Annotated in this window: 11 protein-coding genes and 2 tRNA genes; 5 read left to right on the top strand and 8 right to left on the bottom strand. The window is 48.6% G+C overall.

Translation table 11 applies throughout. The features are described 5' to 3' along the window. Positions 1–16 precede the first annotated feature (16 nt). The 5 genes from INP78_RS09285 to INP78_RS09265 all read left to right on the top strand — a co-directional run bounded on the left by INP78_RS09285 (position 17) and on the right by INP78_RS09265 (position 5,213). Positions 17–1,693 carry a peptide-binding protein gene (locus tag INP78_RS09285; protein ID WP_194742190.1) on the top strand — a complete coding sequence of 559 codons (1,677 nt, stop codon included), beginning with the start codon at positions 17–19 and terminating at the stop codon, positions 1,691–1,693. 2 nt (positions 1,694–1,695) lie between these two features. After that, positions 1,696–2,721, top strand: coding sequence for an ABC transporter permease (locus INP78_RS09280; protein ID WP_194741920.1), 1,026 nt, complete (start codon positions 1,696–1,698; stop codon positions 2,719–2,721). Positions 2,722–2,735: 14 nt separating this feature from the next. Then, on the top strand, positions 2,736–3,557 hold the full coding sequence (locus INP78_RS09275; RefSeq protein WP_194741919.1) for an ABC transporter permease: 822 nt from the start codon (positions 2,736–2,738) through the stop codon (positions 3,555–3,557). A gap of 38 nt (positions 3,558–3,595) precedes the next feature. Next, complete coding sequence (locus INP78_RS09270; RefSeq protein ID WP_024930069.1) at positions 3,596–4,381, top strand: enoyl-ACP reductase; 786 nt, start codon at positions 3,596–3,598, stop codon at positions 4,379–4,381. A 259-nt stretch (positions 4,382–4,640) separates the two neighbouring features. Beyond that, positions 4,641–5,213: a cold shock and DUF1294 domain-containing protein gene (locus INP78_RS09265; RefSeq protein WP_194741918.1), complete on the top strand. Its 573-nt coding sequence runs from the start codon at positions 4,641–4,643 to the stop codon at positions 5,211–5,213. Here the strand turns inward: INP78_RS09265 and INP78_RS09260 are convergent. From INP78_RS09260 to clpX, 8 genes are all read right to left on the bottom strand, one after another. Continuing rightward, complete coding sequence (locus INP78_RS09260) at positions 5,197–5,613, bottom strand: type II toxin-antitoxin system VapC family toxin (RefSeq protein ID WP_194741917.1); 417 nt, start codon at positions 5,611–5,613, stop codon at positions 5,197–5,199. The two genes, INP78_RS09265 and INP78_RS09260, sit on opposite strands and share 17 nt — an antisense overlap. Next, positions 5,613–5,924, bottom strand: a complete 312-nt coding sequence (locus tag INP78_RS09255; RefSeq protein WP_228522775.1) for a type II toxin-antitoxin system Phd/YefM family antitoxin — start codon at positions 5,922–5,924, stop codon at positions 5,613–5,615. The genes INP78_RS09260 and INP78_RS09255 overlap by 1 nt, the downstream gene beginning before the upstream one ends. Before the next feature lie 74 nt (positions 5,925–5,998). After that, entirely contained in the window at positions 5,999–7,897 is a 1,899-nt protein-coding gene (locus INP78_RS09250; protein ID WP_194741916.1) for a SurA N-terminal domain-containing protein, read from the bottom strand. A 318-nt stretch (positions 7,898–8,215) separates the two neighbouring features. Beyond that, positions 8,216–8,292, bottom strand: a tRNA-Asp gene (locus tag INP78_RS09245). 163 nt (positions 8,293–8,455) lie between these two features. After that, a tRNA-Val gene (locus INP78_RS09240) sits at positions 8,456–8,531 on the bottom strand. 62 nt (positions 8,532–8,593) lie between these two features. Further along, the gene (locus INP78_RS09235; RefSeq protein ID WP_019882242.1) at positions 8,594–8,866 is read right to left on the bottom strand and encodes an HU family DNA-binding protein; all 273 of its coding nucleotides are present in this window, start codon (positions 8,864–8,866) and stop codon (positions 8,594–8,596) included. A 120-nt stretch (positions 8,867–8,986) separates the two neighbouring features. Beyond that, complete coding sequence (lon, locus tag INP78_RS09230) at positions 8,987–11,422, bottom strand: endopeptidase La (RefSeq protein WP_194741915.1); 2,436 nt, start codon at positions 11,420–11,422, stop codon at positions 8,987–8,989. A 135-nt stretch (positions 11,423–11,557) separates the two neighbouring features. Then, positions 11,558–12,847, bottom strand: coding sequence for an ATP-dependent Clp protease ATP-binding subunit ClpX (gene clpX / locus INP78_RS09225; protein ID WP_194741914.1), 1,290 nt, complete (start codon positions 12,845–12,847; stop codon positions 11,558–11,560). Positions 12,848–12,867 lie beyond the last annotated feature (20 nt).

Genomic DNA, 12,867 nt, shown 5'->3' with positions numbered 1-12,867 from the left:
TCGACGATTGACCAGGATGCATCCCATTTGCACCAAGCAATATGCGTCCATTGGTCAACAGCTCATAATCGGCATGCTATGCAGCGCATTACTGGCTTGCAGTGCAGACAGCCCGGACCAGAATACGGCAGCGTTAAACCAGCCATATCCCGCACAAACAGGCGGCACGCTGATCAGTGCCATGCCCTCAGACCCCAGTGGCATGATAGGCATGGTGGCGGGTGAATCGGCCTCATTGGCAATCGGTGCTTACCTGTTTAACTCTTTGCTGACATTTAATCAGGACCTCGATCTTGCCGGTGAACTGGCGGAATCATGGCAGGTTGCAGATGATAAAAATACCATTACGTTTAAACTCAAGCCAGGCTTGCAATGGGCAGACGGCAAGCCACTCACCAGCGCCGACGTGTTATTTACCTGGCAACTGATCATTGACGAAAAAACGCATAGCCCCTATGCATCAGACTACCAACTGGTGACCAAGGCCGAGGCGCCCGATGCCCACACATTTATCGTGCACTATGCCCAGCCCTTTGCGCCTGCGCTCGAAAGCTGGGCACACTTGCAAGTGCTGCCAAAACACAAGCTGGCCGGGCAAGATATTCATACCACCAGTTTTGCGCAAAAACCGCTAGGCAGCCACTACTACCAGTTAAAAGAATGGCGGCATGGTGAGTACTTAAAACTGGAAAGAAATCCAAAATCAGTCTTGGGTCCAGCCAACATTGATAGCGTGGTTGAACGGATTATCCCAGACCCGGCCGCGCAGTTTCTGGAGCTGATGGCCGACAACATTGATAGCATGACGCTGGACCCGATTACCTATGCGCGTATTATTCCGTCGCGTCCGGCACTGCAAGCCAAGCTTAACCAGTACAAAGAGCTCGGCAATAGTTACACCTACCTTGGCTTTAACCTCAAGCGCAAACCGTTTGACGATGTGCGTGTCCGCAAAGCAATCAATTACGCCATAGACAAACAAGAGATTATCGACGGCGTGTATCTCGGCCTGGGCATCGCCATTGCCTCGCCCTACAAACCTGGGACGCGCTGGAGCAACCCAGACTTAACGCCCTACCCGTTTGACCCGGCCAAAGCCAAACAATTGCTGGCTGAGGCAGGCTATGTGGACAGCAATGGCGATGGTATTGTGGAACGCGATGGCAAAGAACTGTCATTTGAAGTACTGACCAACCTGGGCAATAAACAACGTGAAAAAACAGCGGTGATTATCCAGCGCCGCTTGAAAGAAGTGGGCATTGAAACGCGTATCCGCACCCTGGAATGGGCCAGCCTGCTCACCAACTTTATTAAACCAGGCGACTTTGACGCCGTCGTCATGGGCTGGGGCTTGAGCCTGGACCCTGACCAATACTCGATCTGGCACTCCAGCCAACAAGGCCCGGGCCAGTTTAACTTTATTGGCTACAATAATCCGGCCGTCGATAAATTGCTGGAGCAAGGCCGCATAGAGTTTGACCCGGAAAAGCGCATGCAGATCTATCACGACTTTGCCAAGGTGTTATATGAGGATAGTCCACTGGTGTATCTGTCTGCCGGCTATGGCCTGACGGCGATTCATAAGCGTGTACAAGGCATTATGAATCCGGTGCCTCCTGCCGGTGTGGGGTATGATTCACATAAATGGTATCTTCCTGAGCCCCTCAGACGCACGCAAATACAGGCAGAATAAGCATGCTCAATTACCTGATCAGACGCATAGTGTGGATGATTCCGATGTTGATCGGCATCAGTCTGATTTCTTTCTTCATCATGCACCTGGCACCGGGGGATATCACCAGCACCGAGGCCGCGTTTGATCCCAAATCCTCTGAAGAATCGCGTCAAAAGCTGCGCGAACTCTATCATTTAGACAAACCCGTGATTGTGCAATATGGCCTGTGGCTGGAGCGCATGGTGCATCTGGACTTTGGCCACTCATTTGCCAGCCACCAAAAACCGGTGTTTTGGGCAGAAACCGATAAAGACGGCAACACCACGCCCGGCATGATCCAGGAGGCGCTACCTGTCACGCTGCTGATGAATTTAGTCGGCTTGTTTTTGACCCTGACGCTGGCAGTGCCCTTAGGCGTCATCGCGGCCAAAAAATATGGTCGCTGGCCAGACCGTAGCATTACCCTGTTTAACTTTATCGGCTTTTCTATCCCGGGCTTCTGGTTATCGTTATTGCTGATGTACTGGCTGGGCGTCATTCACCCCTGGTTTCCGATTTCTGGCCTGCATAGCCTTAATTATGCCCAACTCGATGCGTGGCAAAAATGCCAGGATCTTTTCATGCATTTGTTCTTGCCAGTGGTGATTCCAGCAATCACAGGCCTGGCCGGTGTCACCATGTTTGTCAAAAACGGCATGCTGGACGTCCTCAGCCAGGACTTCGTGATCACAGCACGTGCCAAAGGCCTCAGTGACCGTACCGTCACTTATCGCCACGCCTTGCGCAACGCCCTACTGCCACTTATTACCCTGGTCGGCCTATCTCTCCCCGGCCTGATTGGCGGCTCGGTAATCGCCGAAACCATTTTTGCCATCCCAGGCATGGGCAAACTGTTTTACGACGCCGTCATGATGCGCGATTTTCCGGTGATCATGGGCATACTCACCATCGGCTCAGCGCTGACACTCATGGGCAACTTGCTGGCAGACTTAGCCTACGCCTGGGCAGACCCGCGCCTGCGCAGAGGCGTGATGCCACAAGGTTAAGGCTCACAAATACTATGCAAAGAATCCTGCAAAATCCTATGGCCGTCACCGGGCTCTGCTTAATTGGCATCATTTTACTGCTGGCGCTGCTCGCACCGTGGATTGCGCCCTATGATCCAGATGCCGTGCAAGTCAAACAAATCCTGATTGCGCCCTCTGCGGAGCACTGGATGGGCACCGATGGACTGGGCCGGGATGTCTGGAGCCGCATGCTGTTTGGCGGCCGTGTCTCTTTATTAGTTGGCCTGGTGGCTGTCGGCATTTCTACCGTGATTGGCGTCATTTTAGGGGCGCTGGCTGGTTACTACCGCGGCTGGGTAGATACCGTCATTATGCGCCTGGTCGACATCATGCTGTCTATCCCCAGCTTTTTCCTGATTTTGGCCGTGATTGCCTTTTTAAGCCCTTCTATCACCAACGTTATGATTGTCATTGGCCTCACCTCCTGGATGGGCGTGACGCGCTTAGTCAGGGCCGAATTCTTAAGCCTGACCCAGCGCGAATTTGTGGCAGCCTCCACCGCGCTAGGCGCACAAGACTGGCGCGTGATTTTTAAACACTGCCTGCCGAATAGCCTGACACCGGTATTAGTCAGCGTGGTATTAGGCATCGCCAGTGCCGTACTGCTCGAATCAGGTCTCAGTTTTCTAGGACTCGGCGTGCAGCCACCACAAGCCTCCTGGGGCAACATTCTCACCGACGGCAAAGAGTATATCCAGTTTGCCTGGTGGCTCTCGCTCTACCCCGGACTTGCCATATTAATTACCGTGTTAGGGTATAATCTGCTCGGCGAAGGTTTGCGTGATGTGTTTGACCCGCGTTCTCACACCCGCTAACCCAATTAACTGAACTACATTACCAAACAGGAACAAGCATGGCATTTCTTGCTGGAAAAAAAATTCTGATTGCCGGTTTGCTGAGCAACCGTTCAATCGCTTATGGCATTGCAGCCGCAATGAAGCGTGAAGGCGCTGAGCTAGCCTTTACCTATCAGGTAGACAAACACGAAAAACGTGTGCGTGACCTCGCAGCTGATTTCGAGTCCGATATCGTCTTACCCTGTGACGTGGCTGAAGATGCCCAAATCGACAACCTGTTCGTAGAGCTAGCCAAAGTCTGGGACGGCCTTGATGGCTTGATACACTCTATCGCCTTCGTGCCTAAAGTCGCCCTGGATGGCGACTACCTGGACAATATCAGCCGCGAATACTTCCACATCGCGCACGATATCAGCTCCTACAGCTTCTCCGCCATGGCCAAAGCCGCCTACCCGATGATGCAAGGCCGCAACGGCAGCTTGCTCACATTAAGCTACCTGGGTGCAGAGCGCACCATGCCTAACTACAACGTCATGGGCGTCGCTAAAGCCAGCCTGGAGGCCAACGTGCGCTACCTGGCTCAAAGCCTGGGACCACGCGGCATCCGCGTCAACGCAGTCTCTGCCGGCCCGATCAAAACGCTGGCCGCTTCAGGCATTGCTGACTTCGACAAAATGATTGGCTTTAACGAAAAACACGCCGCACTGCGCCGCAACGTGACCATTGAAGAAGTCGGTAACGTCGCTGCCTTCCTATCCAGCGATTTAGCTTCTGGCGTGACTGGTGAAATCACCTATGTCGACGGCGGTATGAACATCACCGCCGCAGGTCAAATCGACTAAGACGCTAGCGAGTAGAAAAATAAAAACGCCTGTTCTGTAAAGACAGGCGTTTTTTTATATCATCAAGAAGTGGCAGTCACAATAAAAAAAACATTATTTTCAAGATTAGGTCGACATCAAATGCAATAAAAAATAGGTGTAATAAAAAATAGCATCTAATTAATTATTAATATAAAAATAGTAATTTTATTTTTTATAAAACATATTAAATAAAATACCAAATGCAATATTACCCAATTAAACAAACCATTGATTGAACATGCGCTATCAAGGCAAAATCACCTCCTGGAAAGACGAACAAGGCTTTGGCTTTATCACCCCTAACGGCGGTGGCAAACAGGTCTTTGTTCATATTTCCGCATTCTCAAATCGTCACCGTAGACCGGTTAATAATGAAGTTGTGACTTACGAAGTAAACACAGAGGCGAATGGTAAGTTAAGAGCGGAACACGTTAAATACATTGATGAGGCGGTACGATCAAATGACGGCACGCTTCTGCTCGTCTTTGCAGTTGCTTTTTTTGCCTGCATGAGCGTTTCGGTATTTGTCGGTAAACTGCCGCCACTTGTCTTTTGGCTGTATGTTGCAGCAAGCTCGTTCACATTCATGGCTTATGGACTTGATAAATCGGCTGCCAGGCGCAAGAAATATCGTACGCCGGAGAAAACGTTGCATTTACTGGCACTCATCGGCGGCTGGCCGGGCGCAACAGTGGCGCAAAGCGTGTTTCGTCACAAGTCAAAAAAGCTTTCTTTTCAAATTAGCTTTTGGGCGACGATTATTCTTAATTGCATGGCACTTGGCTGGTTCTTACTTAATCCCATGGGTTAAGTAAGTTTGCGCCGGTATTTTGAAAGTATTTGATATTGCGAGTGACGATAGTCATGCCATGAACTAGAGCCGTCGCAGCAATCAAACCATCTCTAAAAGGCCCTAGATTAGGCACGTGCAATAAAGCACTTTTTTGCGCCACCTCTAAACTCACTGGCAGAATTCTGCCAGTAAAGGCGGGAATGACGTGGTCATTTAACCATGTGCGAAGAATGAGGCCTTGTGCAGTATCGCGTCGTGCTAACTGTAGCACACCAATTTCAAGCTCTTGTATGGTGATCACCGAAATAAACAGGCTGCCAACGCTGGCCTGCTCTGCCCACTGAACAACATTTGCATCAGCCTTACCTGCTCGAATTTTACGTAACTCAGAAACAACATTGGTATCGAGCAAATACATCAAAACAAGTCCGCAGCATTGGTGAGCTCTTTAAAGACGGGCAAATCAAGCTCAATCTCATCGGCACCTGGCATTGCCAATAAATCGGCAATCTTAACGTGATGGTCCATCAGCTTGTTATAGTCGTTAATCGTCAAAAGCACATGCGCAGGCTGCCCCCTATCCGTGATAAACACCGGACCTTGGCTGGCCGCTTTTTTCGCCTCGCTCGCGCGTTGATTAAACTCTCTGCTGGATAAAGTGGTTATTGCCATCATTTGCTCCCACATGCCAAATGTAGAAACATTACTACATTTAATAACTAAAATCAAGACTCTACATTTTAAGAGTATCTCCAATAAAAAAGGAGGGCAATGCCCTCCTTTCTTTATTTCAGCTCGCTTAATTATTCGTTATTTTTGGATAACAATACTTTTGCGTTGAACTGAATATCTTTTTTGGCTTTGAGTGAACCGACATAAGCATGGGACATCTCATCACCCAATGCTGCCTGATAGGCTTTAAATGCTCTGTCAGCGACATCTGGCTGGTCTTTGAGCTTCTGGGTTACCGCAATCACTTTAATCACGGTGTAGCCCTTATTCGCTTCATTAAAGCCATAATAAGCTGGCAAGGCATGTGTATTCACCTTAAACACATTTCTCATCACACCATCACTCAAGCCTTGCGCATTTCTGCGATCAATGGTCACTGGCGTAATCCAGTCAGTGTCGGTCGCTTTACCTGCTTTAAGATCAGCCAGCAATGCTTCACCTTTTTGTTGTGCCAGTTTGCCTGCAGCTTCTGCTTTTAACAAGGCCTCAATGCCGCCTTTGACTTCATCAAAGCTACGTGGCGCCTCTGGCGTGTACTCTACCACACGTCCAGCCACCAGGTTATTTGGTGACACTTCAACGGCTTCAGTATTACGTTTTTCTTTCACGACTTCGTCAGAAAATACCAAGGTGGCAAAACGATCACTCTTAAAGAACTTGGACACTTCTTCTTTGCTCATGGCTGGAGAGATTTGTACTTGTACATTGAACTTCTTGGCCACCGGATCCAGGCTACCAGACTGTTCGTACACGGTGTTACCAAAGTCATCGGCCAGTTCCGCATATTTGGCTTGTGCCTTCTGGAACAGCAACTCTGCTTTCAATTTGAGTTTCACAGAGTCAAAGTCTGAAGACTCGCCGGTAATGCCTGTCAGCTTGATGATGTGGTAACCAAATTCAGATTCAACCAGATCACTGATATCACCAACCTTCATTGAAAACGCGGCATCTTCAAATGGCTTCACCATCGCGCCACGGCCAAAGCTGCCCAAATCGCCACCTTTACCGGCAGAACCCGTGTCTTGAGAGTTTTCAATCGCCAGTTTTTCAAAGTTCTTAGGGTTGGCTTTTGCCAGTTTAAGAATCGCTTCTGCTTTTTCTTTCGCGGCCGCTTTTTCTGCTGGCGTTGCCGTGCTGCTGAAACCAATCAGGATATGACTGGCCTGACGCTGCTCATCGCCTTGTAATTTAGCTGCGTTTTCGTCATAGAACTGCTTCACTTCTTCATCTGACGCACTCACCTGCCCCATCAAACCAGCGGCAGTCAGCAAGGCAAATTGCAACTTCACTTTAGCTGGTGCAATGAACTTGGTTTTATGCTGGTTGTAATAAGCCTGTACTTGCTCTGGCGTCACGTTTACCTGACTCACGAAGTCAGACACTTTCACGTCTGCCACGGTCACTTCACGTTGCTCAAACTCTGACATCAGTGATTGCTCAGCCACTTTTTTCGGCATAAACACCAGGTTAGTCAAGCCATCACGCACCTGTTGTACAGCCAGGTCTTTGCGCACACTCTGCTCAAACTTGGCTGGCGTCAGCTTGTTCTGGGTCAGCAACTGGTTATAAGTCTCTTCAGAAAACTTACCATTGCTTTGGAACTCTGGCATGCCCAGAATGTGCTGACTCAATTGCTCATCACTGATTCTAAAGCGGTAATCCTGCACCGCGCTGTCTACCAAACGGCGGGTAATAATGCCCTCCAGTACTGACTGCTTGAATGCCGGGCTTTCCAGCATGGCTGGATCGACTTTTTGCCCTTGTGACTGCATGTAATTACGGGCATTTTCGACTGCGTTGGAAAACTCCTGCAGTGAAATCTTTTGACCATCTACTTTAGCCACGGCAACTTGGCCACCAGCCTGATTTAAATAGGAGTCGATACCAAACAACGCAAACGGCACCACAATCAGCGCCAGAATGATTTTTGCCATCCATCCTTGTGTGTGTTTTCTTAATGCTTCCAACATTTTATAGTTTCCATTACCTGATTTTTTGCAACAGCAAACTATACCATAAACCCGCCGTTATCGCCGGATTCAGGCCCGCCGTTCGCACTTTAGCAGTGGCGTTCTAACGGTTCAGAAATGACAGAGTGTCAATCAAGCATCTTTGTACATTTAAACGCAGCATTTAAGACACAGATACCCATCTCGCAAGAGCATGCTGCCACTCAAAAAAGAATTCATTTAAATCAGGGTTTAAACCTGCAAGATGTTATTGGAATCAAAAGACAGGTAAGGAATGCAGAAAAGAAAAAAGCCCTGAATAAATCAGGGCTTTTTATTTGGCGGAGCGGACGGGACTCGAACCCGCGACCCCCGGCGTGACAGGCCGGTATTCTAACCAACTGAACTACCGCTCCCGGTAATCGTTAAGCTGAAATTATAACACTGTTTCTTATAAAATCAACAACTATTTTTTAATTATTTGCTTGCACTTAGCTTCACTTATTAAAGTAACTTCTTAAGTACAACGTCACTCAAAAAATTAAGAGCGCAGACCTCGCACTCTTAATTTTAATTGTTTGGTGGGTGCTAACGGGGTCGAACCGCTGACATTCGCCTTGTAAGGGCGACGCTCTACCAACTGAGCTAAGCACCCGTAACAACCACTTGTGTTGCTACTGCTGGCAGAGCAACTAAACGCTGCTCAACCAAAGAATGCTAGTTTACAGCATCTTTAAGACCTTTACCAGCCCTAAATTTAGGAGATTTAGCAGCTTTGATATTAATTGTTGCGCCGGTACGAGGATTACGGCCAGAACGGGCAGAACGCTCACCTACATAGAATGTACCAAAACCAATCAAGGTTACCAGATCACCTTTTTTCAATGCGCCGGAAATAGCCTCAGTTGTTGCATCCAGAGCACGAGCCGCAGCGGCTTTAGAAATACCAGCAGCACTTGCAATATGATCTATCAATTCTGATTTATTCACGTGTTTCCCCTAATAACTAGTTAAAAAGACAGGTACATCCTGTACCGTCTTTATATCAAGCCGCAAAACGAGCTGTCAAGCGCTAATCCGGCCTTTTGACAATAATTCGCATCAATTTTACTAATGCGTGACAGCTTGCTCCGGATTCGCGTCGCCAGAAGCCACAATCTCAACCGCCGGCGCATTGACGGCCAACGGTTGCGGTGCGCTTTCAAGCGCCAAATCCAGCACCTGGTCTATCCATTTGACGCAATGAATGTCCAAGTCCTTTTTGATATTGGCCGGAATTTCGACCAAATCTTTTTCATTGGCAGAAGGAATTAGCACAGTTTTAATGCCGCCTCTATGCGCTGCCAACAGTTTTTCTTTCAAGCCACCAATCGGCAAAACCTCACCACGCAGGGTAATTTCACCTGTCATGGCGACATCCGCACGCGCTGGAATGCCTGTTAACACAGACACAATCGCTGTCGTCAGACCGATACCTGCACTTGGGCCATCTTTAGGCGTCGCCCCTTCTGGCAAGTGAATATGGATATCTTTCTTCTCATAGAAGTCAGTCGGGATGCCCAAGCCTTCAGAACGGCTACGTACGACACTCATCGCGGCTGTGACAGACTCTTGCATCACATCACCCAGCTTACCGGTAGTAATGGTTTTACCTTTACCTGGTAAGGTGACCGCTTCAATCGTCAGCAATTCACCGCCCACAGAGGTCCACGCCAGGCCAGTCACCTGCCCTACCTGGTTCTCTTTGGCAGCAACACCGAAGTCGTAGCGTTTCACGCCCAGGTATTGCTCAATGTTCTTGCTGGTGATATTGATCTTTTTAACGGTTTTGCTTTTGCCTTTGGCCAGCAACTGCTCTTTAACGGCCTTGCGGCAAATCTTGGCAATTTCTTGCTCCAGACGACGCACACCTGCTTCACGCGTGTAATAACGCACGATATCGCGCAACACGCTTTCAGCTACGGCAATGTCTGTCGACTTCAGCGCGTGTGCTTTTAATTGCTTAGGCAACAGATAGCGTTGAGCAATATTGATCTTTTCATCTTCGGTATAACCAGACAAGCGAATGATTTCCATTCGATCCAGCAATGGCTCAGGAATATTCATACTGTTGGCCGTGGCCACAAACATGACGTCGCTCAAGTCATAGTCGACTTCAACATAGTGATCGGCAAAAGTATGGTTTTGTTCTGGATCCAATACCTCAAGCAATGCTGAGGATGGATCTCCACGCATGTCTTGCCCCATCTTGTCGACTTCATCCAGCAGGAATAACGGGTTTTTAACGCCAACCTTAGTCATGCTTTGCAGCACTTTACCTGGCATAGAACCAATATAGGTACGGCGATGACCGCGAATTTCGGCTTCATCACGCACACCACCCAAAGCCATACGAACAAACTTGCGGTTCACCGCTTTAGCAATGCTTTGCCCCAGCGAGGTTTTACCTACCCCTGGCGGGCCTACCAGGCACAAGATTGGGGCCTTAAGTTTACCCACGCGTTGCTGCACAGCCAGATACTCGACAATACGCTCTTTAACTTTATCCAGGCCATAATGATCGGCATCCAGAATCGCTTCTGCGGCTTGCAGGTCTTTGCTGATTTTGGTTTTCTTTTTCCAAGGCAGATTGAGCAAAGTATCAATGTAATTGCGCACCACTGAAGCTTCCGCAGACATCGGTGACATCAATTTGAGTTTTTTGAACTCGGCAGTGACTTTGGCCAGAGCCTCTTTAGGCATCGCCGCATTTTTGATGCGCTGCTCCAGCTCTTCCATCTCGGCATTTTCGTCCTGCTCGCCCAGTTCTTTCTGAATGGCTTTGACTTGCTCATTCAGGTAGTACTCACGCTGGCTTTTCTCCATTTGGCGTTTCACGCGGCCACGGATGCGCTTTTCTACCTGCAAGATGTCGATTTCAGACTCCATCAGGAACAGCAGATGCTCCAAACGCTCAATCACACTGAGCATTTCCAGCACTTTTTGTTTTTCTTCCAGCTTGAGCGTCAGATGTGCAGAAATGGTGTCCGCCAGGCGGCCAGGCTCGTTAATCGTTGCCAGTGAGGTCAGGATTTCTGGCGGAATTTTCTTGTTCAGTTTGACGTACTGGTCAAACTGGGTCATGACGGTACGCATCAAGGCCTCAGCCTCTTTGTCGTCCTGGTCGGTTTGCTCGACTTCTACACCCAATGCCATAAAGCAATCATCTGTTTCCACAAAATCGGAAACACGCACACGATGCAGGCCTTCAACCAACACCTTGACGGTGCCATCAGGCAACTTGAGCATTTGCAGCACAGTTGCCAGTGTACCAATCTCGTACAGGTCTTCTGCTGCAGGGTCGTCTTTATTGGCAGACTTTTGAGCGACCAGCAAAATCTTTTTATCGCCTTCTGAGGCGCGCTCCAGTGCTTTGACCGACTTGGTGCGGCCAACAAACAGTGGGATCACTAAATGCGGGTAGACAACGACATCGCGCAATGGCAATAACGGGATCAAGGCGTTTTCTTCGGGTATCTCGGAGTCAAGCAAAGTGTGTTCTGTCATAGCGTCTTTCAAAAAGTGTCAAAGGAACTAGTCCTTTGCATTTAGATGGGAACATTCTTTGAGAATTCAAGAGAGCAGGCATCTAATGTTGTAGATGCTATCTTGCAATAGCCGGGCGGCTATTGCAAGGGGGATTTAGCTTGCGTTTTCGACGCGTTTTTGTGCATCCTGATAAATCAGAATAGGCTCGGAAGTGTGTTCAATCACGCCAGCATCGACAATGACTTTAGCCAGGCTCTTGAGCGATGGCAACTCGTACATAAGGTCGAGCAAAGCATGTTCCATGATAGAACGCAGGCCACGGGCGCCAGTTTTACGCTCCAGGGCTTTTTTAGCGATCAAACGCAGGGCTGAATCTTCAAACTCGAGTTCCACGCCTTCCATCTTGAACAGCTTCATGTACTGCTTGGTCAACGCGTTTTTCGGCTCAACCAAAATCGTCATCAAAGCAGCTTCGTCCAATGATTCCAAGGTGGCAACCACAGGCAAACGGCCGATAAACTCTGGAATCAAGCCAAACTTGATCAAATCTTCTGGTTCAACTTCACGCAGCACCTCACCTACAGCACGCACGTCTTCTTTGCTCTTCACTTCAGCGCCAAAACCAATGCCGCCTTTTTCCGAGCGATGACGGATGACTTTTTCCAGGCCATCAAATGCGCCGCCGCAAATGAACAGGATGTTAGTCGTGTCCAGTTGCACAAATTCCTGGTTAGGATGTTTGCGGCCACCTTGTGGTGGCACGGAGGCAATGGTGCCTTCGATCAGTTTCAGCAAGGCTTGTTGTACGCCCTCGCCTGACACATCACGCGTGATAGAAGGATTGTCAGATTTACGTGAAATCTTGTCTACTTCATCGATGTAGACAATACCGCGTTGTGCTTTTTCAACGTCGTAGTCACACTTTTGCAGCAATTTCTGCATGATGTTCTCAACGTCTTCACCGACATAGCCAGCTTCGGTCAATGTCGTGGCATCAGCCATCACAAATGGCACATCCAGCAAACGTGCCAGTGTTTGTGCCAGCAATGTTTTACCTGAACCGGTTGGCCCAATCAGCAAAATATTGCTTTTTTGCACTTCAATATCATCTTTACCAGTCTGATTGCTATCAGACAGCGGATTATAACCAAGGCGTTTGTAGTGGTTATAAACCGCTACAGCCAGGTTCTTTTTCGCCTGTACCTGACCAATGACGTATTGATCCAGAATCTGGCAAATTTCTTGCGGCGTCGGCAGTTTTTTGTCTGCAGACTTAATTTCATTCAGGCTCTGGATTTCTTCGCGAATAATGTCGTTGCACAAATCAACGCATTCATCACAAATGAACACAGACGGGCCAGCAATCAGTTTTTTAACTTCGTGCTGGCTCTTGCCACAAAACGAGCAATATAAAAGCTTTTCGCTATCAGATTTGTTTGCCATGCTATTCCCCTGCGGTTTGC

This window comes from Methylophilus sp. 14 (assembly GCF_015354345.1).
Taxonomy (GTDB): Bacteria; Pseudomonadota; Gammaproteobacteria; order Burkholderiales; family Methylophilaceae; genus Methylophilus.
Note: the sequence above shows the minus strand (reverse complement) of the source record. Positions and strands in the feature narration are given on the sequence as shown.

Coding starts and splice junctions, on each gene's coding strand:
- INP78_RS09285 (WP_194742190.1), top strand. CDS start 17: ATGCATCCCATTTGCACCAAGCAATATGCGTCCATTGGTCAACAGCTC.
- INP78_RS09280 (WP_194741920.1), top strand. CDS start 1,696: ATGCTCAATTACCTGATCAGACGCATAGTGTGGATGATTCCGATGTTG.
- INP78_RS09275 (WP_194741919.1), top strand. CDS start 2,736: ATGCAAAGAATCCTGCAAAATCCTATGGCCGTCACCGGGCTCTGCTTA.
- INP78_RS09270 (WP_024930069.1), top strand. CDS start 3,596: ATGGCATTTCTTGCTGGAAAAAAAATTCTGATTGCCGGTTTGCTGAGC.
- INP78_RS09265 (WP_194741918.1), top strand. CDS start 4,641: ATGCGCTATCAAGGCAAAATCACCTCCTGGAAAGACGAACAAGGCTTT.
- INP78_RS09260 (WP_194741917.1), bottom strand. CDS start 5,613: ATGTATTTGCTCGATACCAATGTTGTTTCTGAGTTACGTAAAATTCGA.
- INP78_RS09250 (WP_194741916.1), bottom strand. CDS start 7,897: ATGTTGGAAGCATTAAGAAAACACACACAAGGATGGATGGCAAAAATC.
- lon (WP_194741915.1), bottom strand. CDS start 11,422: ATGACAGAACACACTTTGCTTGACTCCGAGATACCCGAAGAAAACGCC.
- clpX (WP_194741914.1), bottom strand. CDS start 12,847: ATGGCAAACAAATCTGATAGCGAAAAGCTTTTATATTGCTCGTTTTGT.